General features: G+C 64.5%; 20 protein-coding genes and 1 pseudogene. 11 read left to right on the forward strand and 10 right to left on the reverse strand.

Annotated features, from left to right (window positions below):
- Positions 1-86: 86 nt before the first annotated feature.
- Genes GR158_RS05130 through GR158_RS05145 form a run of 4 tightly spaced genes read right to left on the reverse strand, consistent with a single transcriptional unit; the run spans position 87 to position 4,849 of the window.
- Entirely contained in the window at positions 87-2,357 is a 2,271-nt protein-coding gene (locus GR158_RS05130; RefSeq protein ID WP_160870214.1) for a hybrid sensor histidine kinase/response regulator, read from the reverse strand.
- 55 nt (positions 2,358-2,412) lie between these two features.
- Positions 2,413-2,904 carry a signal peptidase II gene (gene lspA, locus GR158_RS05135; RefSeq protein WP_134648043.1) on the reverse strand — a complete coding sequence of 164 codons (492 nt, stop codon included), beginning with the start codon at positions 2,902-2,904 and terminating at the stop codon, positions 2,413-2,415.
- Positions 2,901-3,755 carry an RNA methyltransferase gene (locus GR158_RS05140; protein ID WP_202402146.1) on the reverse strand — a complete coding sequence of 285 codons (855 nt, stop codon included), beginning with the start codon at positions 3,753-3,755 and terminating at the stop codon, positions 2,901-2,903. The genes lspA and GR158_RS05140 overlap by 4 nt, the downstream gene beginning before the upstream one ends.
- A complete protein-coding gene (locus GR158_RS05145) occupies positions 3,752-4,849 on the reverse strand; it encodes a class I SAM-dependent methyltransferase (protein WP_371731615.1) in 1,098 nt (365 codons plus the stop codon). The genes GR158_RS05140 and GR158_RS05145 overlap by 4 nt, the downstream gene beginning before the upstream one ends.
- Positions 4,850-4,983: 134 nt before the next feature.
- Here GR158_RS05145 and GR158_RS05150 point away from each other — a divergent pair, with 134 nt between their 5' ends.
- Entirely contained in the window at positions 4,984-5,433 is a 450-nt protein-coding gene (locus GR158_RS05150) for a carbon monoxide dehydrogenase subunit G (RefSeq protein ID WP_160870216.1), read from the forward strand.
- Position 5,434: 1 nt separating this feature from the next.
- Here the strand turns inward: GR158_RS05150 and GR158_RS05155 are convergent, their stop codons facing one another.
- From GR158_RS05155 to sppA, 3 genes and pseudogenes are all read right to left on the reverse strand, one after another.
- Positions 5,435-5,779 carry a LapA family protein gene (locus GR158_RS05155; RefSeq protein WP_134648049.1) on the reverse strand — a complete coding sequence of 115 codons (345 nt, stop codon included), beginning with the start codon at positions 5,777-5,779 and terminating at the stop codon, positions 5,435-5,437.
- Between the two features lie 93 nt (positions 5,780-5,872).
- Positions 5,873-6,181, reverse strand: a pseudogene (locus GR158_RS05160) (integration host factor subunit beta); the annotation flags it as partial.
- 18 nt (positions 6,182-6,199) lie between these two features.
- A complete protein-coding gene (gene sppA, locus GR158_RS05165; protein WP_160870217.1) occupies positions 6,200-7,150 on the reverse strand; it encodes a signal peptide peptidase SppA in 951 nt (316 codons plus the stop codon).
- Positions 7,151-7,345: 195 nt separating this feature from the next.
- On the opposite strand from sppA, the gene lptC reads away from it, so the two are divergent.
- The 6 genes from lptC (at position 7,346) to ptsN (ending at position 12,461) form a co-directional block, all read left to right on the forward strand.
- Entirely contained in the window at positions 7,346-8,014 is a 669-nt protein-coding gene (gene lptC / locus GR158_RS05170; protein WP_160870218.1) for an LPS export ABC transporter periplasmic protein LptC, read from the forward strand.
- A 7-nt stretch (positions 8,015-8,021) separates the two neighbouring features.
- The gene (locus tag GR158_RS05175; RefSeq protein WP_246665537.1) at positions 8,022-8,579 is read left to right on the forward strand and encodes an LptA/OstA family protein; all 558 of its coding nucleotides are present in this window, start codon (positions 8,022-8,024) and stop codon (positions 8,577-8,579) included.
- A gap of 40 nt (positions 8,580-8,619) precedes the next feature.
- A complete protein-coding gene (lptB, locus tag GR158_RS05180; RefSeq protein ID WP_134648230.1) occupies positions 8,620-9,408 on the forward strand; it encodes an LPS export ABC transporter ATP-binding protein in 789 nt (262 codons plus the stop codon).
- A 140-nt stretch (positions 9,409-9,548) separates the two neighbouring features.
- A complete protein-coding gene (gene rpoN / locus GR158_RS05185; protein ID WP_160870220.1) occupies positions 9,549-11,102 on the forward strand; it encodes an RNA polymerase factor sigma-54 in 1,554 nt (517 codons plus the stop codon).
- Between the two features lie 248 nt (positions 11,103-11,350).
- Positions 11,351-11,926, forward strand: a complete 576-nt coding sequence (gene hpf, locus GR158_RS05190; RefSeq protein ID WP_134648059.1) for a ribosome hibernation-promoting factor, HPF/YfiA family — start codon at positions 11,351-11,353, stop codon at positions 11,924-11,926.
- 73 nt (positions 11,927-11,999) lie between these two features.
- Complete coding sequence (ptsN, locus tag GR158_RS05195; protein ID WP_134648061.1) at positions 12,000-12,461, forward strand: PTS IIA-like nitrogen regulatory protein PtsN; 462 nt, start codon at positions 12,000-12,002, stop codon at positions 12,459-12,461.
- A gap of 80 nt (positions 12,462-12,541) precedes the next feature.
- Here ptsN and grpE read toward each other — a convergent pair whose 3' ends face one another.
- Together grpE and hrcA are read right to left on the reverse strand one after the other, a co-directional pair.
- Complete coding sequence (gene grpE / locus GR158_RS05200; RefSeq protein WP_134648063.1) at positions 12,542-13,159, reverse strand: nucleotide exchange factor GrpE; 618 nt, start codon at positions 13,157-13,159, stop codon at positions 12,542-12,544.
- A gap of 90 nt (positions 13,160-13,249) precedes the next feature.
- Entirely contained in the window at positions 13,250-14,329 is a 1,080-nt protein-coding gene (gene hrcA / locus GR158_RS05205) for a heat-inducible transcriptional repressor HrcA (protein ID WP_134648065.1), read from the reverse strand.
- A gap of 148 nt (positions 14,330-14,477) precedes the next feature.
- Between hrcA and rph the strand changes: the two genes are divergently transcribed.
- From rph to hemW, 4 genes are read left to right on the forward strand one after another with little or no spacing between them, the layout of a single operon-like run.
- Complete coding sequence (gene rph, locus GR158_RS05210; RefSeq protein WP_134648067.1) at positions 14,478-15,194, forward strand: ribonuclease PH; 717 nt, start codon at positions 14,478-14,480, stop codon at positions 15,192-15,194.
- Positions 15,195-15,207: 13 nt separating this feature from the next.
- Entirely contained in the window at positions 15,208-15,618 is a 411-nt protein-coding gene (locus GR158_RS05215) for a VOC family protein (RefSeq protein ID WP_134648069.1), read from the forward strand.
- 9 nt (positions 15,619-15,627) lie between these two features.
- Positions 15,628-16,272 carry an RdgB/HAM1 family non-canonical purine NTP pyrophosphatase gene (rdgB, locus tag GR158_RS05220; protein ID WP_160870221.1) on the forward strand — a complete coding sequence of 215 codons (645 nt, stop codon included), beginning with the start codon at positions 15,628-15,630 and terminating at the stop codon, positions 16,270-16,272.
- Between the two features lie 7 nt (positions 16,273-16,279).
- The gene (gene hemW / locus GR158_RS05225; protein ID WP_371731616.1) at positions 16,280-17,473 is read left to right on the forward strand and encodes a radical SAM family heme chaperone HemW; all 1,194 of its coding nucleotides are present in this window, start codon (positions 16,280-16,282) and stop codon (positions 17,471-17,473) included.
- Between the two features lie 102 nt (positions 17,474-17,575).
- Here the strand turns inward: hemW and dnaA are convergent, their stop codons facing one another.
- The gene (dnaA, locus tag GR158_RS05230) at positions 17,576-19,027 is read right to left on the reverse strand and encodes a chromosomal replication initiator protein DnaA (protein WP_202402147.1); all 1,452 of its coding nucleotides are present in this window, start codon (positions 19,025-19,027) and stop codon (positions 17,576-17,578) included.
- Positions 19,028-19,481: the final 454 nt, after the last annotated feature.

Raw genomic sequence — 19,481 nt, forward strand, 5'->3', positions numbered from 1 at the left:
TGAGCTTCGCGACTTTAATCACGATTCTGCAACAGGATAATGACGTAAAGCCGGCTTGGATAGGGCAAAGCCGCCAGCGTCGGCCGTCAGGCCCGTGCGCGCCGGGCGATCCGGGCGATTTCCCCCAGAAGACGCGCGGGATCGGCGGGCTTGGCCAGCACCGCATCGGCGCCGATGGCAAGGAGTTCCTCTGCAAGGCCCGTGCGGTTGTCCGCCGTCAGCACCATCACGGGAAGGCGGGCATTGCCGTAATCGCAGCGCACGATCCGGGCGATCATCTCCTGCCCTTCACCGCCCGGCATGCCGAGATCGGTGACGATCAGTTCAGGCGCAAACGGCCCCGCATCCGTCGCCCCGCCGAGCGCGGAAACGAGGGCCGGATAATCCGGCACGTGGCGCACCGTATGGCCGGCGCGCTCCAGCACCGAACGCACCAGCATGGCATTGACCGGATCGTCCTCCGCCAGCAGGATCCGGATGCCCGAGGAGGCTGCCGCACGCGGGTCCGGCGCCACCGGCGGCGGGTCCTTCAGGATCGGGCGGTTGTCGTTGATCGCGTCGCGCACCTCGACCCCCTTCATCCGGCCGCGCAGCACCTCGACGAGCGAACGCTCGCGCAGCGGCCGGATCAGCCAGGAATCGTACCCCTCGCCCTTGCCGATGGCGCGGCTGCCGCGATCCTCGGGATTGACGAGATAGATGCGGCGGGCGGCGCTTTCGCGCAGAAAGGTCATGTCCGCCAGTTCGCGGCGGAAGACGCCGGCCAGGCGGTTGTCCACGATGATATCGGTGAGGGTGTCTCCCCGCGCGGCCAGGTGGCGCATGACGTTTTCGGCCTCCTCGACGGAGGTGGCGAGGTGGCAGGCGCCGCCGAGCGCGCCGATGGTGCGCACCAGCGCCGCCGAGGCGGGGCCCGCCGGCGCAAGCAGGAAGACGAGGCTGCCGCGCAGCACGCTCTTGCGCGTGCCGTGAGAGGGGCGCAGTCGCGCCGCCACCGGCATGCGGATGGTGAAGGTGCTGCCCCGGCCGGGGGTGCTTTCCAGCGTCAGGGCGCCGCCGGCCTCGGAAAGGATGCGTGCCGAGATGGCGAGCCCCAGCCCCGTGCCGCCGCTGCGCTGCGCCGCACTGCCGGTCTGTTCGAATTCCTCGAAGATGCGGGCCTGCTCGTCCGGCCGCATGCCGGGCCCCGTATCCGTCACCCGGATGACGATGGCATCGCCGTCGAGCACCGTTTCCAGCAGGACACCGCCCGTATGGGTGAATTTCACGGCATTGCCGACGACATTGTAGAGCACCTGGCGCAGGCGCGCGGCGTCGTAGAGAAGAAGGCCCGGCACATCCGCGGAGACGAACGAACCGATCTCGATCCCCTTTTCATGGGCGCGCGGCGACAGCATCTCCACGACGCTTTCCAGCATCGGACGCACCGGCTCTTCCGACGGCCGCAGCTGGAAGCGGCCTGCCTCGATGCTGGAGAAATCCAGGAGGTCGTCGACGAGCTGCACGAGCGCGTGCCCGGACTGGCGCATGCCGGCGAGGTAGTTCTTCTGCTCGGCCGTGAGCCGGGTCTGGCCCAGGAGATGCGACATGCCGAGGATGCCGGAAAGCGGCGTGCGGATTTCGTGGCTGACGGTGGCCAGCAGACGGGACTTGGCGGCACTCGCCGCCTCCGCGCGCTGGCGGGCCTTCTCTCGCTCGCCTTCCGCCCGGCGTTCTTCCGTCACGTCGCGCGCAATGGACTGCACCACCAGTTCGCCCGACGCGGGATCGCGCACCGTGACATCGTGCCAGGAATAGATGCGCATGCCGGACGCGGTTTGCACGTCGACATCGTAGCGATGTGCGCTGGCCTGCGAACGGAAGGAGAGGCCGAGCGCCTCCAGCGTGCGGCCTTCGACATCGGCGACGCCCGTCAGCGCGCCCAGAACGGCATTGGCCCGCAGGATGCGGCCATCAAGGGTGCGGGTGACGATGATATCGCCCAGCACGTCATGGATCGCGGAAAGGATTTCGGAGGTCTCGCTGCGTTCCCAGCCGCGGTCATGCACCGTCTCGATGCCGGCGGGCGGCCGGCGGGACAGGAAGAGGAACATGGCGCCGGCTATGCCCGTGAGACCAAGACCGGCGGCAGCGATGTAAAAGCCCGACGCCATGCCGGTGATCAGGACCAGCGCGGCGCAAAGCAGACCGACGCCGGCGATGACGGCGCGGATCGCCGCATGGCTTTCCGGCACGGCGGCGGCGGACGCTGAGGCGTCGCGCGTCATCTCTCCATCCGGGCGGCCGTGAGCCGGCCGGGACGGCGCCTCGGCGAATTCGGCCTGAAGCCGGCTCTGTAGCTTGACGGGTTCGCTCATGGGATCCGCTTATCACGCGGACCGTTCAAATCGGCTTCAGCAAGTCGCTAAAAGTTTAGCGATCCTTGCGGCGCAGCAGAAGCAGCTCGTCGAGGATCACCAGGCCCGCGCCGATGGTGATGAAACTGTCGGCGAGATTGAACACCGCGAAGGACCATGTCTCCGTATAGAACAGGATATAGTCGATCACATAGCCGAAGAGCGCCCGGTCGATGAGGTTGCCGAAGGCGCCGGCGATGATGAAGGCGTAGCCGGCATGGGCGAAGCCGCGCTCCTTCGGCGTCTGCCGCCACAGCCAGGCGACGAAAGCCACGACGAAGAGGCGCAGCGTCACGATCAGCCAGCCCTCCAGGCCCGACAGCATCGAGAAGGCGACGCCGTAATTGTAGGTGCGGTAGAGCGCCAGCATCGGCACGACATGCACCGCCTCCTGGAAGGGAAGCCACATCTCGACGGCGAATTTCACCGCCTGATCGAGCAGCAGCGCGAGCAGGATGACGATGATGACCGGCACCGGCCGGGACATGAGGGGAATGCGATTGGTCATGCGCGGTCTTCCAGCGTCAGCAGGTGGCGGCGCGCCTCGAAGAGCATGACGCCGGTGGCGATGGCGAGGTTGAGCGAATCCGCAAGGCCCGCCTGCGGAATGCGGGCCAGCGCATCCGCCTCGCTCGCCAGCGTATCCGGCAGGCCGGACTGCTCGTTGCCCATCAGGAGCACGACGGGCTTCGTCTTGTAGTCGATGGTGCGGTAATCGACGGCGCCGGCGAGATGGGTCGCAACGACGCGCACGCCCGCCCCCTTCTTCCAGGCGAGGAAGTCCGCCAGGCTGGCCCTGACCAGCGGCACGGCAAAGACCGATCCCATCGTGGCGCGCACGGTCTCCATCGAGAACGGGTCGGTGCTTTCGCCGACGAGGATGACGCCGCTCGCACCCGCGGCATCGGCCGTGCGGATGATCGTGCCGAGATTGCCGGGATCGCGGACGCGATCGAGCGCGACATAGGTCTCGCCGTTTCCGGGCCTCACGTCGCGCAGGTTCGTCCAGCGCTGGGTGAAGATGCCGACGACCATCTGCGGATTGTCGCGCCGCGTGATCGAGGCGAGCACCTTCTCGCTCACCTCCAGCACCAGCCCGCCGCGCGCCACCGTCTTCGTCGCGCATTGCACGACCTGCGGCTTGTCCTTGACGTTCTTGGCATGGACCAATGTGCGGATCTCGAAGCCGAGCTCCAGCGCGTCGATGACGAGCTTGAGGCCTTCGGCCATGAAGCTCTTCGTCTCGTCGCGGTGCTTCTTGTCGGACAGCGCCTTGATGTCCTTGACGATCGGGTTGGAGAGGCTCGTGACCTCCTTGACCTGCCCGACGCGGCGCGTTCCCTGGTGATCGTGGCTCATGCGCTGATCCATCGGCTGAAGAGGGAGGTGGAGAGCGCGCGGCCGGCTTGCCTGCCGTCCGTGCCGCTCTCGCGGATGACGAGTTCGCCCGATTCCACCGTGCCGCCGGCGCCGCGCATCGTCTCGCGCATCAGCTCGTGGATCGAATAGAAGCTCGCGCGGATCGAATAGGCCGTCAGCACGAGGCCGATGGCCTTCGGCGACAGGATCTCGCGGCAGACATCGAGCATCAGCGGCAGATGGTCGAAGAGATGCCAGACCTCGCCATTGGGACCACGGCCGAATTTCGGCGGGTCGGTGAGGATGATGTCGTATTTGCTGCCGCGGCGTTCCTCGCGCTGGATGAACTTCATCGCGTCTTCACAGATCCAGCGGATCGGCAGCTTGTCCATGCGGCCGAGCGCCTGGTTCTCGCGCGCCCAGCCGATCGCCTTCTTCGAGGCATCGACATGGGTGACTTCGGCCCCGGCGGCGGCGGCCACCAGCGAAGCCACGCCGGTATAGCCGAAGAGGTTCAGCACCTTGACCGGGCGGCCGGCCGTCTCGACCTTCTCCTTCATCCAGCTCCAGTGCGCGAGCTGTTCGGGGAAGACGCCGACATGGCGGAAGGCGGTGAAGCGGCCATGGAAATCGACGCCCAGGAGCTGCATCGGCCAGGTTTCGCCGAGAGCCTCCCGGGGAAACTTCCAGCGCCCCATGCCGTCCTCGTCCGTATCGCCGGTGAAGAAGGCGTCCGCCTTGTCCCACAGGCTGTCGGGCAGGCTGCGCTGCCAGAGCGCCTGGGCTTCCGGGCGCACGATGCGATAGGGGCCGTACTGCTCCAGCTTCTCGCCGGCGCCAGTGTCGATGAGGCGATACTGATCCGAACCCGCCGTTTCGAGAATGACCGGCACGCGCTCGGCGGGTTTTGACCCGTCGCGGCGCATCAGCGGGCGTGCGGGCGCATCCGGCGCCGGGCGCGGCTCCTTCTTCGCGGCGGGCTTCGCGACGGTGGTCTTTACGGCCGGGGCCTTCTGCGTCTGCGGCCGCGGGGATCCGTGCGGCTTGGCGGGGGCGGCGGGGCCGCTTTTCGGCCGGCGGTGTCTGTCCTTCACGATGGATCGTCCGTCGTCGGTTGGAAACTGGCCGGCAACGCCGGAAAACAAGCGGCTCCCATACCATCCCTCCCCCACTTGGCAAAGCGCTTTCCGATGACGATAACTTGAGACCACACAAGGGAGAATCGCAGATGGACCTGACCGGTGAGGAACGCATAGCCGCCCCGCGCGATGCGGTGTGGGCCGCTCTCAACGATCCCGACACGCTGAAGGCCTGCATTCCCGGCTGCCAGGAGATCGTCCGGCGATCGCCGACGGAGCTCGACCTGACCGTGAAGTTCAAGATCGGCGTGGTTTCGGCCACCTTCAGCGGCGAAGTCACCCTCTCGAACCTCAACCCGCCCGAAAGCTACACGATCACGGGCGAAGGCAAGGGCAGCATTGCCGGCCTCGCCAAGGGCAGCGCGGATGTGCGGTTGATCGAGGACGACGCGGGCACGATCCTCGCCTATGACATCCACACGCAGGTTGGTGGAAAGCTCGCCCAGTTCGGCTCGCGCCTCATCGGTTCCTCGGCCAGAAAACTGGCGATGCGCTTCTTCGCCGATCTCGAGGCGCGGCTGAACGGCAGGGCCGCCTAGATCACTTTCCCGGCGACGGCAGGACGGCCTGCGAGGCGATCGCCTCGGCGCGGGTGCGGTGCTTTTCGGCCTCGCTGTGCCATTTCACCGCCTCGTTGGCCTCGATACGGGCACGCTTGCGGTACTTGCCCTGGGTAAACCAGGTGATCAGCGCACCCAGCACAAGGCCGAGGATCGTCGCGAGGAACAGGTAGACGAAGAAGGGCGCGGTGACGGACAGCACGCTGTCTTCCGGCCGGAAGGGGTTGAGCGCCAGGGTCACGGGCTGGCGATTGGCGACCGACAGAACGATCAGCAGGATGCCGATCGGGATCAGCACGACGACGTTGAAAACTCTCTTGACCATGACGTCACCTTTCCGGCGCGAGGCGCCCGCGGGCGCCCTGCCTCCATTCCTGCGGCTCCGCGCGTAACCCCGCGAAACCCTTGGCTAATCGCCTCAATCGTCCTGGTCGGCCTGACCGGGATTGAGGCGTTCACGCAGTTCCTTGCCGGTCTTGAAGAAGGGGACCCACTTCTCTTCGACGAAGACCGCGTCGCCGGTGCGCGGGTTGCGGCCGGAGCGCGAGGGGCGGTTCTTGACCGAAAAGGCCCCGAAGCCGCGCAACTCGACCCGATTACCTGCGGCAAGCGCATCGGTGATCTCGTCGAGCACGGCATTGACGATATTCTCGACGTCGCGATGGTAGAGGTGTGGATTGCGAGCGGCGACAATCTGAACCAGTTCGGACTTGATCACTGTATCCCCCTCAAAAACTCTTGTTTTTCAATCATGGTCAACCTGCCAAACGGAGACAAGACCGTCAAGAAACAACTTTTGGCCGCCCAGTTTTTCGATTGTCGGCTGCAGGTCGAGCGGCATGCCGAGAAGCGAACGGACGAAATCGAGCGCGCCTGAACCAAGGAACGGGAAGCCGGTGCGGCCGGCCGGCGCGTAATCGATGACGGGAAGGTCGGCCGAGACCTTGCGCTCGGCAAGATAGGCGCGGATCGCCTCCGGCCCGCCCAGCGTGTCCACCAGCTTGGCGGCGAGCGCCTGCCGGCCGGTGAAGATACTGCCGTCGGCAAGGCGCAGCACCTCGGCGCGCGGCAGTTTGCGGCGCTCGGCGACCAGGTCGACGAACCAGTCGTAGCTGTCCATCACCATGGCGCGGATCATGGTCTTGGCCTCTTCGCTGGCGGGATGGAACGGCGACGGCTCGGCCTTCAGCGGCGCCGACTTGATCTCCTCCAGGGAGACGCCGACCTTGTCCATGAGGTCCTTCAACTGCGGATACTGGAAGAGAACGCCGATGGAGCCGGTGATCGAGCTTTCGCCGGCAATGATCGTATCGCCGGCGGTCGCGATCATATAGCCGGCGGAGGCGGCGAGCGTGCGCACATCCGAGACGACTGGTTTCTTTTCCGCCACCTTGCGCAGCGCCTTGAAGATGACCTCTCCGCCATAGGTCGTGCCGCCCGGCGAGGAAATCGTCACCACCAGGGCTTTGACGCGGTCGTTCTTGGCGATGCGGTCGAGGCGTTCCAGCAGGTCCTTGTCGTCCTGGATGATGCCGGAAATCTCGACGCGCGCGATATGGTCGCCAGCGCCCGCATCCGGCCAGCGCCAGGCGACGGCCGCAAGGATGACGGCAAGCGCGATCAGGATGGCGACGACGCGCCAGAACGTGAGTTTGCGACGCAGCTGCCGGCGGTCGGCGATGGCGGAGTGATCCATTCCCTGTCCTCATTCCCTATGGAAGCCGACCCTGGGGTGACTTGCCGAAGGCCCTATCGATATGGCATTGGCCGTGCAAATGGCAATTCGTCGCTGAACTTTCTTGGCATCCATTGTTTGTTCAGGAATAATCGCCATATGGGAGCCGTTACCAGGGCGACCCGATTTGCCGATACTCGAATTCAAGCAGGCAGGATGCTGAACAGCGCGGCAGACACACCGACGGGTGCGCAGAGCACAGGCAATTCCGTGGAGGCCTACCGCCTCGCGACGCGGCACTCCTCGCGCGTGCGCCTGCTGAAGATCGCCCTGCCTGTCGCCGCCCTCGTCATCGGCGCCGTCTTTGCCGTGGTTTCCATCGTGCGCACCTATCTCCCCTCCGATCTCCAGGTGGAGAGCGCATCGATCGAGGACGGCAAGATCGTGATGCGCAATCCGGCCATCGCCGGCCGCAACAAGGACGGCATTAGCTATTCCATGAAGGCCGAACGCGCGCTGCAGGACATGAAGCAGCCCGACGTCATCGAGCTTCACGACATCCTCGCGAAAATGCCCATGAATGAATCCACGGTGGCGGAAGTCGTCGCCCAGAACGGCATCTACGACCGCGGCCGCAACCTGCTCGACATGGTTGCGCCCTTCACCATCCACCTCAATACCGGCCTCGATGCCGCCTTCCAGTCCGCCCAGCTCGATATCAATGGCGGCACGATGTCGACGGACAAGCCCGTCTCGATCAAATCCAGCGGCGCATCCATTGTTGCGCAGTCGCTGCGAATGACGGATAAAGGCAAGGTCGTCGTCTTCGAGGGCAAGGTCGTCGTCGATGTCGACCCGGCCGCTATCCGCAACAAAGAACAGTAAGAGCCCCATGTTCGCCACCCTCTCCGCCCCTGTCCGGGCCACCAGCCTTTTGGTTCTTGTCGCGGGCTTCGCGTTTGCCGCCGGTCCGGCCGGCGCCCAGCAGACGAGCCAGATGACGGGCATGCAGCTCTCCAACGACCAGCCCATCCAGATCCAGAGCGACAAGCTCGAGATCCGCGACCAGGAGCGCAAGGCCGAGTTTACCGGCAATGTGAAGGTCGTGCAGGGCACCACGACGATGCAGGCCGGCCGGATGGTGGTCTATTACAAATCGGGCGAAGGCTCGGTGGCCAGCGGCAATGCCGACATCGAGAAGATCGACGTCTTCGACAAGGTCTATCTCAAGTCTGACAAGCAGGAGGCGACCGGCGACACCGGCACCTTCAACATGGTCAACGAGACCATGCAGCTGAAGGGCAAGAAGGTCGTGCTCTCGGAAGGCGAAAACGTCTTCGTCGGCTGCCAGCTCAACGTGGCCATGCGCACCGGCGAGGCCACGCTCGATGCCTGCGGCGGCCGCGTGATGATCCAGCTGGATCCCAAGTCCCGCAAGCAAACGAACTGATATAGCGTTTTACCCAGTGGCTCCTTCCCTGCTCTCCCGTCTGACGCGCGCTCCGAAGAATGCTGCGCAGCATCATGCTCCGCACGCAGCGGATCTGGCACGCTATGAGGGCACCCTCATCGCCCGCGGGCTGACCAAGACCTATCGCGACAGGCGCGTCGTCAATGGCGTGTCGCTCGTGGTGCGCCGTGGCGAGGCGGTCGGGCTGCTGGGGCCGAACGGCGCGGGCAAGACCACCTGTTTCTACATGATCACCGGGCTTGTGCCTGTCGACGAAGGGTCGATCGAGATCAACGGCCACGAGGTGACCACCATGCCGATGTACCGCCGCGCGCGGCTCGGCGTCGGCTACCTGCCGCAGGAAGCCTCAATCTTTCGCGGCCTGACGGTCGAGGAAAACATCCGCGCCGTGCTGGAAGTTCACGACAAGGACAAGGCGCGGCGCGAAGCCAAGCTCGACAGCCTGCTCGCCGAGTTCTCGATTTCCCATCTGCGCAAATCGCCGGCCGTGGCCCTTTCGGGCGGCGAGCGCCGTCGTCTGGAAATCGCCCGCGCGCTGGCCACCGACCCGACCTTCATGCTGCTCGACGAACCCTTTGCCGGCGTCGACCCCATTTCGGTCTCCGATATCCAGGCGCTGGTGCGCCACCTCACGTCCCGCGGCATCGGCGTTCTCATCACCGACCACAATGTGCGCGAGACGCTCGGCCTGATCGACCGGGCCTATATCATCCATGCCGGCGAAGTGCTGACCCACGGCCGGGCGAACGACATCGTCAACAATCCCGATGTCCGCCGCCTTTATCTCGGCGATAACTTCAGTCTTTGAGACGACAGCGGCGATCTTCACCAAGTTCGTCGCTGTGACTTGACCAAACCCCCTAAAAAAGCAATTTTTGGGCCAGTTGGATTTTGCCACGTCCACCGTGGCGGACGGAAACTGTTTTTTCCGGGGAGTAACGCGTCCGAATGGCACTCGCAGCCAGCCTTTTTCTGCGCCAAAGCCAGTCGCTGGTCATGACACCGCAGCTGATGCAGTCGATTCAGCTGCTGCAGATGACGCATTTCGAGCTCAACCAGTTCATCGAGCAGGAAGTCGAGAAGAATCCACTGCTCGAAATCGCACCGGCCGACGATGGCGGCGGTGGCGGGCCAAGTGACCATATTCTCGTCAATGACGACCGCGGCCCTGCCGAAAGCATGGGCAATGAGGATGCCGGCCAGCCGGATCTCTACGACAATGCCACGATGGGCAGCGCGGGCGACGCCTCCGAAACCTTCGACGGCGGCCTCGACAACGTGTTTCCGGATGATGCCGGGCCGCGGGCCGCGGATGCCCCGGAGCTGATCGGCCAATGGAAGTCGATGCCCGGCAGCGAGGCGGGCGAAGGCTATGACCTCGACGACTTCGTGGCCGCACGCAAGACGCTGCGCGATATCCTGAACGAGCAGATCCCCTTCGCGCTCGCAAGCCCCATCGACCGGCTGATCGCCCAGCATCTGGTCGACCAGCTGGACGATGCCGGCTATCTGCAGGGCAATATCGCCGAGACGGCGCTGAAGCTCGCCAAGCCGGTGGCCGAGGTGGAGCGCGTTCTCGCAAGCCTGCAGCAGCTGGAGCCGCACGGCGTGTTTGCCCGCTCGCTCAGCGAATGCCTCGCCCTCCAGCTGAGGGCGCTCGACCGGTTCGATCCGGCGATGGCCGCGCTCGTGGGAAATCTCGAGCTGCTCGCCCGGCGCGATTTCGCCACGCTCAAGAAGCTGTGCGGCGTGGGCGAGGAGGACCTCCTGGACATGCTGGCGGAAATCCGCAAGCTCGATCCCAAGCCGGGCACGCGCTACGAGACGGGCGCATCGGAAGCCGTGGTGCCCGACATCATCGTGCGCGCTGCCCCTGACGGCTCCTGGCACATCGAGCTCAACGCCGACACGCTGCCGCGCGTGCTCGTGAACCGCGATTACTACGCCAACGTCTCCAGCCGCACGCGCCGCGACAGCGAAGACCACGGCTTCCTCAACGAATGCCTCCAGACGGCCAACTGGCTGACCCGCAGCCTCGACCAGCGCGCCCGCACCATCATGAAGGTGGCCACCGAGATCGTGCGCCAGCAGGATGCCTTCCTCATGCACGGCGTCGATCATCTGCGCCCGCTGAACCTCAAGACGGTCGCCGACGCGATCAAGATGCACGAATCGACGGTGAGCCGCGTCACGTCCAACAAATACATGCTGACGCCGCGCGGCCTTTTCGAGCTGAAATATTTCTTCACCGTCTCGATCGGCTCGGCCGAAGGCGGCGATTCCCATTCCGCCGAGAGCGTACGCCACCGCATTCGCACCATGATCACGCAGGAGGACCCTGCCGCGGTACTGTCCGACGACGACATCGTCGATGCCCTGCGCAAGGGGGGGGTGGATCTCGCACGCCGCACGGTCGCCAAGTACCGCGAGGCGATGAACATCCCATCGTCCGTGCAGCGGCGCCGGGAAAAGCGGGCGCTTGCCAGGGCCACGGCCTCGTAAAACAGGCCTGCACAAACCACCTTCCGACGGCCGGAAGTTAACGATCGCTGAATCCGCCGATTGACTTCACCGGCCAGACGGGCTAATGCGCGCCCCAATTCCAATGGGAAGACAGGCCGGAATTCCAGACATATCCCCGTTTTTCTTTATCAGGCGATACCCGCGACATCACATGCGTGAAAAGCTTGGAACGTGGATGAGGTTGGAATAGACTGTTGCACGCAAATCACGAAAGAGAGGAAACCTCCATGAGTGTGCGTGTATCCGGTAAACATATGGAAATCGGTGAAACTTTCCGTCAGCGCATTGAAGAGCAGATGGGAGATGCCGTAACCAAATATTTCGACGGAGGATATTCGAGCCAGGTCACCGTAGAAAAAGCGGGATCGCGGTACAGCGCGGACTGCAAGATCCACCTCGATACGGGGATGGCCTTGCAGGCAAATGGCGAAGCAAACGATCCTCTGGCCGCTTTCCAGTCGGCCTCGGAACGGATCGAGAAGCGCCTGCGCCGGTACAAGCGCAAGCTCAAGGCACACCATAACGGCAACGGTCACGATGCCTTTGCAGAAGTAGCCTACACGGTGATGGATTCGGTCCCCGACGAAGACGACGAGCTTCCCGAGGACTACGCACCGACCATCGTTGCGGAAAGCACGAAGAAACTGAGGACGATGTCTGTCGCAAGTGCCGTCATGGCGCTCGACATGACGGACGATCCGGTTCTTCTCTTCCGCAGCGCCGGCTCGGAGCAGCTCAATATCGTCTACCGACGCAACGACGGAAATATTGGCTGGATCGACGCAGCCAATATCAAAGGCTGAGTGGGGGAACGTGGTGCCGCTGACCGGCACCACGTCTCTTCAACCCCTTCACGCAGCGCACGAGGACAAAAGCATGGCATTGGCAGGTCTACTGCAGCAGAGTGCGATTATTCCGGCGATGAAGGCCAATTCCAAGAAGCAGCTGCTTCAGGAACTGGCGACAAAAGCGGCCAAGATCACCGGGATTCCGGAACGTGAGATCTTCGACGTCATCCTTCAGCGTGAACGGCTCGGTTCGACCGGCGTGGGCAATGGCATCGCCATCCCGCACGGCAAGCTGAGGGCACTTACCCAGATCGTCGGCCTTTTCGCGAGGCTCGAAACCCCCGTGGACTTCGAAGCACTCGACGATCAGCCGGTCGATCTCGTCTTCCTGCTCCTGGCGCCGGAAGGCGCAGGCGCAGATCACCTCAAGGCCCTGTCGCGCATTGCGCGCGTGCTGCGCGATCCCGCGATGGTCGCCAAGCTGCGCGCCTCCGACAGCGAGAGCGCGATCTATGCCTGCCTCAGCGAGGAACAGGCGTCCGCGGCCTGAGCCCGGCCATCTCTGCATGAAAAAAACCGGCGGCCTTTCGGCCGCCGGTTTTTGTTTGTGTCGTTGAGCCTGTCGCGCGATCAGGCGTCCGCGGCATTCGCCTCGCCGGAGGGCGCCTTGGGGCCGCCCTTGGCCACACCGACCATGGCCGGGCGCAGCACGCGCTCGCCGATCGTGAAGCCCGCCTGCACGACCTGGACGACCGTGTTGTTGGCGACATCGGGATTGGGCACTTCGAACATCGCCTGGTGGAAGTTCGGGTCGAACTTCTCGCCCATCGGGTCGAGCTTGCGCACGCCGTGGCGCTCGAGGGCGCCCAGCATGGACCGTTCGGTCATCTCCACGCCCTCGGCCAGTGCCTTCAGGCTCGCGTCGTTTTCCAGCGCATCGGCCGGGATGGCGTCGAGCGCGCGGCGCAGGTTGTCGGAGACCGCCAGCATGTCGCGGGCGAAACCGGCGACGGAATAGGACTTGGCGTCCTTCACATCGCGCTCGGTGCGGCGGCGCAGATTGTCCATCTCGGCGGCGAGCCGCAGGTACTTGTCACGGAGATCGGCGTTTTCGGCGCGCAGAACGTCCAGCGGATCGGGCGTGGCGACGGCCTCCTCCTCGATGATCGCGTCTTCCGCGGCTGCATCCGCGGCGAGATTGCTGTCCACCGCTTCGTCAGGTCCGTGTTTCTTGGTCTCGTCGGTCATGACGTACTCCGAATTGCCACTGTTGGGGTTTGGGCCCGATATCGAGGTTTAGACCCGAAAAATCAAGGGCTGAAGGGTGAATACCGGCTCTCAGCGCGAAAGCCGCGACATGAGCTGCGCCGTATAGTCCACCATCGGCACGATACGGGAGTAATTCAGCCGTGTCGGGCCGATGACGCCCACCGCACCGACGATCTTGTCGTCGCCATCGCGGTAGGGCGCAACGATCAGCGAGGAGCCGGACAGCGAGAACAGCTTGTTCTCCGAGCCGATGAAGATGCGGACCCCCGGGCCGGTCTCGGCGAGGTTCAAAAGCTCGATCAGGCTCTCCTTGCGCTCGAGATCGTCGAAGAGCAGGCGCAGGCGATCGATATCGTCGGCGCCGGCCAGCCCTTCCAGCAGATTGGCCCGGCCGCGCACGATGAGCCTTGTGGCCTTGTTTTCCTCGAAATCGCCCGACCAGACGGCAAGGCCACGCTCGACGAGATCCTGCGACAGCCGGTCGAGCTCGCGGCTGATCTCGCCGCGCAGCCGCTCGAGCTGCGAGCGCGCCTCCAGCAGCGTGTTGCCGGCCAGATGCGCGTTGAGGAAATTGGCAGCCTCGGTGAGCTGCGAGCTGGTGACGCCGGCCGGCAACTCGATGATGCGGTTTTCCACCTGGTCGTGATCGCCGACGAGCACGACCAGCGCCTTGGTCGGCTCCAGGCGGATGAACTCGACATGTTTTAGAACGGCATCGTTCTTGGTGGTGATGACGAGGCCTGCGCCGCGCGACATGCCCGACAGCGCCTGGCTCGCCTCGCTCATCATGGTCTCGACCGCGCCGTGCTTCTGGCCATGCGGGCGCACATGCCGCTCGATGGAGGCGCGATCCTCCGCCGAGATATTGCCGACCTGCATGAAGGCATCGACGAAAAAGCGCAGGCCGAGCTGCGTGGGGAGTCGTCCGGCGCTGACATGGGGGGAGTAGATGAGCCCAAGCTCTTCCAGATCGCTCATAACATTGCGCACGGAGGCCGGCGAGAGCGACATGGGCAGGATACGGGAAAGGTTTCGCGAACCCAGCGGCTCGCCGCTTTCCAGATAGCTTTCCACGATGCGGCGGAAGACTTCCCCTGAACGTTCGTCCAGTGCCGCCTGAATGTCAGGACCCGGAGATCTCAAAACCATCGTCTGTCTGCAACCCTGTTACTCCCCTGGAATATAGTGATTTCTGAGGGCAGCGCAAAACGGATTTTCCAACCAGTTGCCGCACCGGCATTCCCTCGCCCGGCGAAACGGTCTAAAGCACTCCCACCATACCAATGAGGAGTTCGCAATGCGGCCGTCCGGCAGAAAAACCGATCAGATGCGCAAGGTTTCTTTCGAGCGCAACGTTTCCAAGCATGCCGAGGGATCCTGTCTCGTCAAGTTCGGTGACACGCATGTTCTGGTCACCGCAAGCCTTGAGGACAAGACGCCGCCGTGGCTGCGCAACAGCGGCAAGGGCTGGGTGACCGCCGAATACGGCATGCTGCCGCGCGCCACCGGCGACCGCATGAAGCGCGAGGCCGCAGCCGGCAAGCAGGGCGGCCGCACGCAGGAGATCCAGCGCCTCATCGGCCGGTCGCTGCGCGCCATCGTCGATCTCGAAGCGCTCGGCGAACGCCAGATCACCATCGACTGCGACGTCATCCAGGCCGATGGCGGCACCCGCACCGCCTCCATCACCGGCGCCTGGGTAGCCCTGCACGACTGCCTGAAGTGGATGGAAGCCCGCAGCATGATCAAGACCGAAAAGGTCCTGAAGGATCATGTCGCGGCCATCTCCTGCGGCATCTTCGCCGCCCAGTCGGTGATCGACCTCGATTATCTCGAAGACTCCGCCGCAGAAACCGACGCGAACTTCGTCATGACGGGCTCGGGCGGCATCGTCGAGATCCAGGGCACCGCCGAAGGCAAGCCGTTCACCGAGGAGGAATTCGCCTCGCTGATGCTGCTCGCCCGCAACGGCATTGCCGAACTCGTCGAGATGCAGAAGCAGGCCATCGCCTGAGAGGGATTTGCCCATGGCCGCCGCGCTCGAAGGTATTCTCGAAACCGCGCTCTACGTGGACGACCTCGACGCGGCGGAAGCCTTCTATGGCGGTATCCTGGGGCTGGAGAAGATCGCGCGCCAGGCAAACCGCGACGTTTTCTTCCGCTGCGGTCCCGGCGTTCTGCTGATCTTCAATCCGGCAGAGACCATCCACGCCTCGCCGGGGAGCGCCGTGCCCGCGCACGGGGCGCGCGGTCCGGGCCATGCCTGTTTCCGCGTGCCGGGGCCGGAGCTTGATTTCTGGGTCGAAAAGCTCGTAGAAGCCGGCATCGCCATCGAAGCGGATTTTCACTGGCCGAACGGCGCCCGCTCCATCTATTTCCGCGACCCCGCCGGCAACAGCCTCGAATGTGCCGAGCCCGGCCTGTGGAACATCGCCTAGGGAAACCTCATGCGCAAGCTCGATACCAAGACGATCGTCGTCGCCAGTCACAATGCAGGCAAGATCCGCGAGATCGAGGACCTGATCGGTCCCTTCGGCTTTTCGGCGAAATCCGCCGCCGAACTGAACTTCGAAGAGCCCGACGAAACCGGCACGACCTTCGAGGAGAATGCCGCCATCAAGGCGCTCGCCTCGGCCAGGGCCTCCGGCCTGCCCGCGCTTTCGGACGATTCCGGCATCGTCATCGATGCCCTTGATGGCGCCCCCGGCGTCTATACCGCAAATTGGGCGGAAACGGCGACCGGCACGCGCGACTTCGCCATGGCCATGGAGAAGGTCGAGAAGGCGCTTGCCGAGAAAGGCGCGACAGAGGCGAAGGACCGCACCGCGCGCTTCGTCTCCGTGCTTTGCCTTGCCTGGCCGGACGGTCATACCGAACTCTTCCGCGGCGAAGTCGAGGGCCATGTCGTGTGGCCGCCGCGCGGCACCAGCGGCTTCGGCTACGATCCCATATTCCAGCCGGAAGGCTACGCGACGACGTTCGGCGAGATGAGTGCGGAGGAAAAGCACGGCTGGAAGCCCGGCGACGCGGCCGCGCTGTCGCACCGCGCCCGCGCCTTCAAGATCTTCGTCGAAACCTGCCTGAAGGCGTAAACGACCCATGACGGCAGTGCCCTTCGACATGCGGCCGAGCATCCTGACGGATCTCTCCGATCCCGGCTTCGGCGTGTATGTGCACTGGCCGTTCTGTGCCGCCAAATGCCCCTATTGCGACTTCAACAGCCATGTCCGCCACCAGCCGGTGGACCAGCCGCGCTTCGTGCAGGCCTTCCTGAAGGAAATGGCGACGATGCGCCGCATGGCGGGCTCGCGCACCGTGACCAGCATCTTCATGGGCGGCGGCACGCCATCGCTGATGGCGCCGGAAACGGTGGACGCCATTCTCAACGGCATCGCGCGGCACTGGCATGTGCCTGACGGTATCGAGATCACCCTGGAGGCCAACCCGTCCAGCGTGGAGGCGGAGCGTTTCCGCGGCTATCGCGCCGCCGGCGTCAACCGCGTCTCGCTCGGCGTGCAGGCGCTGAACGACCGCGACCTGAAATTCCTGGGACGGCTGCATGACGTCGCCGATGCGCTGAAGGCGATCAGGCTGGCGCGCGACATCTTTCCGCGCATGTCCTTCGACCTGATCTATGCCCGCCCGAACCAGACGGTGGCGGAGTGGGACCTGGAGCTCAAGGAGGCGGTGTCCTACGCGGTCGACCACCTTTCGCTCTACCAGCTCACCATCGAGGAAGGCACGCCCTTCTACGGCCTGCACAAGGCCGGAAAGCTGATCGTGCCCGACGGCGAGCAGTCGGCCGTGCTCTACGAGGCGACGCAGGAGATCACCGAGCGTGAGGGCATGCCGGCTTATGAAGTCTCCAACCACGCCCGCCCCGGCTGCGAGAGCCGCCATAACCTGACCTACTGGCGCTACGGCGATTATGTCGGCATCGGCCCCGGCGCGCATGGACGCCTGACGACCGGCGGCGCGAAGATCGCGACGGCGACCGAGCGCAAGCCGGAAGCCTGGCTCGGCCTCGTGGAGGCCGAAGGGCACGGCATGATCGAGCAGGAGCTTCTGGAGCGCGAGGCGCAGGCCGATGAACTGCTCCTGATGGGCCTTCGCCTCAAGGAAGGCGTCGACCTTGCCCGCTGGCAGAGCCTGTCGGGCCGCGACCCGGACCCGGACCGCGAACAGTTCCTCATCGAACACGGCTTCATCGAGCGCCTCGGCAATTCCCGCCTGCGCTGCACGCCTGCAGGGATGCTGATCCTGGATGCGGTGGTGGCGGATTTGGCTTGCTGAATAGCGAATAGCGAATAGCGAATAGCGAATAGCGAATAGCGAATAGCGGGATACCCGTAACGCGACGGGTGTCCATACTCTATTCGCTATTCGCCATCATCCCTATTCGTTGATCAGACGCTTCAACAGCTCGATCTCGTGGCTGAGCTTGGTGTCGCCCGAGATCAGTTCCTCGATCTTGCGCACGGCATGCAGAACCGTGGTGTGATCGCGTCCGCCGAAGCGGCGGCCGATTTCCGGGAAGGACCGCGGCGTCAGCGTCTTGGAGAGATACATGGCGATCTGGCGCGGCTTGACGATGACGCGGGTGCGGCGGTTCGAGACGAGTTCCTGGCGCGACACATTGTAGTGCTTGGCCACGACGCGCTGGATATCCTCGATGCGCACGCGGCGCGGCTCGCCGGCGGCAACGAGATGGCCGAGCAGTTCGTCGACGCGCTCGATCGTCAGGTTCGGCTCGAAGGAACGCCGGAAGAGCAGCTGGTTGAAGGCGCCTTCCAGCTCGCGGCCGCTCGCCGTGATGTTGCGGGCGACATGGCTCAGGATTTCAGGCGAGATATCGAGCGAATGGTCTTCCTGCTGGGCGGCCGCAAGGCGGCGCTTGAGGATTTCCAGGCGCATCTCGTAGTCAGGCGCTTCCATCTCGATGGCAACGCCGCCCTGGAGGCGCGAGCGCACCCGCGGATCGAGCGATTCCAGTTCCCACGGCGCACGGTCGGCGGCGACGACGACCTGCTTGGCGGAATCGAGCAGCATGTTCAGGAGATGGCAGAATTCGTTCTGGATCGAATTGCCCTGCAGGAACTGCATGTCGTCGATGATGAGCAGATCGATGTTGCGCAACGTTTCCTTCAGCGACAGCGCATCGTTGTCGCGGATGGCGGTTGCGAAGCGCCACATGAAATATTCGGCGGTCAGGTAGACGACGCGCGGATTGCGGGCGCTGGAGAGCGCACCGAGCGCGATGGCCTGCAGAAGATGCGTCTTGCCGAGGCCGACGCTGGAATGGACGAAGAGCGGGTTGAAGCGCACGGCGCCGGCGCCGGCTTCCGCGATGGTGCGGGCAGCGGCAAGGGCGACGCGGTTCGACGTGCCTTCCACGAAGGCATCGAACGTGTAGCGCGGATCGAGCGGCGAGCCGAACAGCGGGCTCGTGTTCTGCGTGGCGCGCGGCTGGGCAGCGGCGGCGACCGATGCAACGGCACTGGCGACCGCCTGCGGGCCGGAGGCGGTGCGACGGGCCTGCGCCTGCGGTGCGGGCTGCTCGACGACGGCATCCTCCACGGCGCCGGCACGGGCACCGCGGGTGGCGGTGCGCACCAGGATCTCCACCTTCAGGATCTCGGCGTCTTCCTGCTGGAAGAGCGAGGTGATGAGATCGAGATACCGGTTGTTGATCCACGACTTCAGGAATGTCGTGGGAACGGAAAGACGCACAAGGCTCTTGGAAACGGAGTGAATCTTCAGGCGTCCGAACCAGCTCGCATAGACGTCGGGACCGACCTGCGCCTTCAGGCGCGCGCTGACTCGGTCGAAAAGCGCGTCTTGCTTCATGTCGGATGGAACCCCCGCGTCCGTTGTTTGCGCTCCTGCTTGCGGGAGCGCTTGTCTTGCATTTTCCCCGTTTGCCAATGCACCAGCCGTCCTGGCCGAATTCATCTGCATCTTGCCGCCTTTCATGCTCTATTCGCCACGCCGGCAGCATTGCCGGCGCCTTTCATGTTTGCCATGTCCAAAACCGGGTGAGCCAATCGCCCCGTTCTGGATATGGGTGCCCCGAACCATGCCGGTCCCCAAACTCCGGCACAGTCCCTTCTCCCAAACACAAGTCGCTTCGGACCGACCGGACATCCATGTCTGAGCCGACCGTCCCGATTGGTGCCTCGCCGCCGTTCCCTCGTAGAACCGCAGCAGACACCATACCACCATCGACGCGCTTTCGCGCGCCGACAACCGGCACAACCTGAGGTCACAAAAGCCTTTGCCAGCGTGCCGATGGCACCTGGGG

Origin of the sequence: Shinella sp. AETb1-6, from assembly GCF_009826875.1 — a bacterium.
Classification (GTDB): Bacteria; Pseudomonadota; Alphaproteobacteria; order Rhizobiales; family Rhizobiaceae; genus Shinella; species Shinella sumterensis.

Excerpts from the sequence above, each read along its gene's own strand:
- rpoN (WP_160870220.1), top strand. The coding sequence starts at position 9,549 with ATGGCACTCGCAGCCAGCCTTTTTCTGCGCCAAAGCCAGTCGCTGGTC.
- GR158_RS05130 (WP_160870214.1), bottom strand. The coding sequence starts at position 2,357 with ATGAGCGAACCCGTCAAGCTACAGAGCCGGCTTCAGGCCGAATTCGCC.
- sppA (WP_160870217.1), bottom strand. The coding sequence starts at position 7,150 with ATGGATCACTCCGCCATCGCCGACCGCCGGCAGCTGCGTCGCAAACTC.
- dnaA (WP_202402147.1), bottom strand. The coding sequence starts at position 19,027 with ATGAAGCAAGACGCGCTTTTCGACCGAGTCAGCGCGCGCCTGAAGGCG.
- hemW (WP_371731616.1), top strand. The coding sequence starts at position 16,280 with ATGACGGCAGTGCCCTTCGACATGCGGCCGAGCATCCTGACGGATCTC.
- GR158_RS05150 (WP_160870216.1), top strand. The coding sequence starts at position 4,984 with ATGGACCTGACCGGTGAGGAACGCATAGCCGCCCCGCGCGATGCGGTG.
- GR158_RS05155 (WP_134648049.1), bottom strand. The coding sequence starts at position 5,779 with ATGGTCAAGAGAGTTTTCAACGTCGTCGTGCTGATCCCGATCGGCATC.
- lspA (WP_134648043.1), bottom strand. The coding sequence starts at position 2,904 with ATGACCAATCGCATTCCCCTCATGTCCCGGCCGGTGCCGGTCATCATC.
- rdgB (WP_160870221.1), top strand. The coding sequence starts at position 15,628 with ATGCGCAAGCTCGATACCAAGACGATCGTCGTCGCCAGTCACAATGCA.
- lptC (WP_160870218.1), top strand. The coding sequence starts at position 7,346 with ATGCTGAACAGCGCGGCAGACACACCGACGGGTGCGCAGAGCACAGGC.
- ptsN (WP_134648061.1), top strand. The coding sequence starts at position 12,000 with ATGGCATTGGCAGGTCTACTGCAGCAGAGTGCGATTATTCCGGCGATG.
- hpf (WP_134648059.1), top strand. The coding sequence starts at position 11,351 with ATGAGTGTGCGTGTATCCGGTAAACATATGGAAATCGGTGAAACTTTC.
- GR158_RS05175 (WP_246665537.1), top strand. The coding sequence starts at position 8,022 with ATGTTCGCCACCCTCTCCGCCCCTGTCCGGGCCACCAGCCTTTTGGTT.
- GR158_RS05140 (WP_202402146.1), bottom strand. The coding sequence starts at position 3,755 with ATGAGCCACGATCACCAGGGAACGCGCCGCGTCGGGCAGGTCAAGGAG.
- hrcA (WP_134648065.1), bottom strand. The coding sequence starts at position 14,329 with ATGGTTTTGAGATCTCCGGGTCCTGACATTCAGGCGGCACTGGACGAA.
- rph (WP_134648067.1), top strand. The coding sequence starts at position 14,478 with ATGCGGCCGTCCGGCAGAAAAACCGATCAGATGCGCAAGGTTTCTTTC.
- grpE (WP_134648063.1), bottom strand. The coding sequence starts at position 13,159 with ATGACCGACGAGACCAAGAAACACGGACCTGACGAAGCGGTGGACAGC.
- GR158_RS05215 (WP_134648069.1), top strand. The coding sequence starts at position 15,208 with ATGGCCGCCGCGCTCGAAGGTATTCTCGAAACCGCGCTCTACGTGGAC.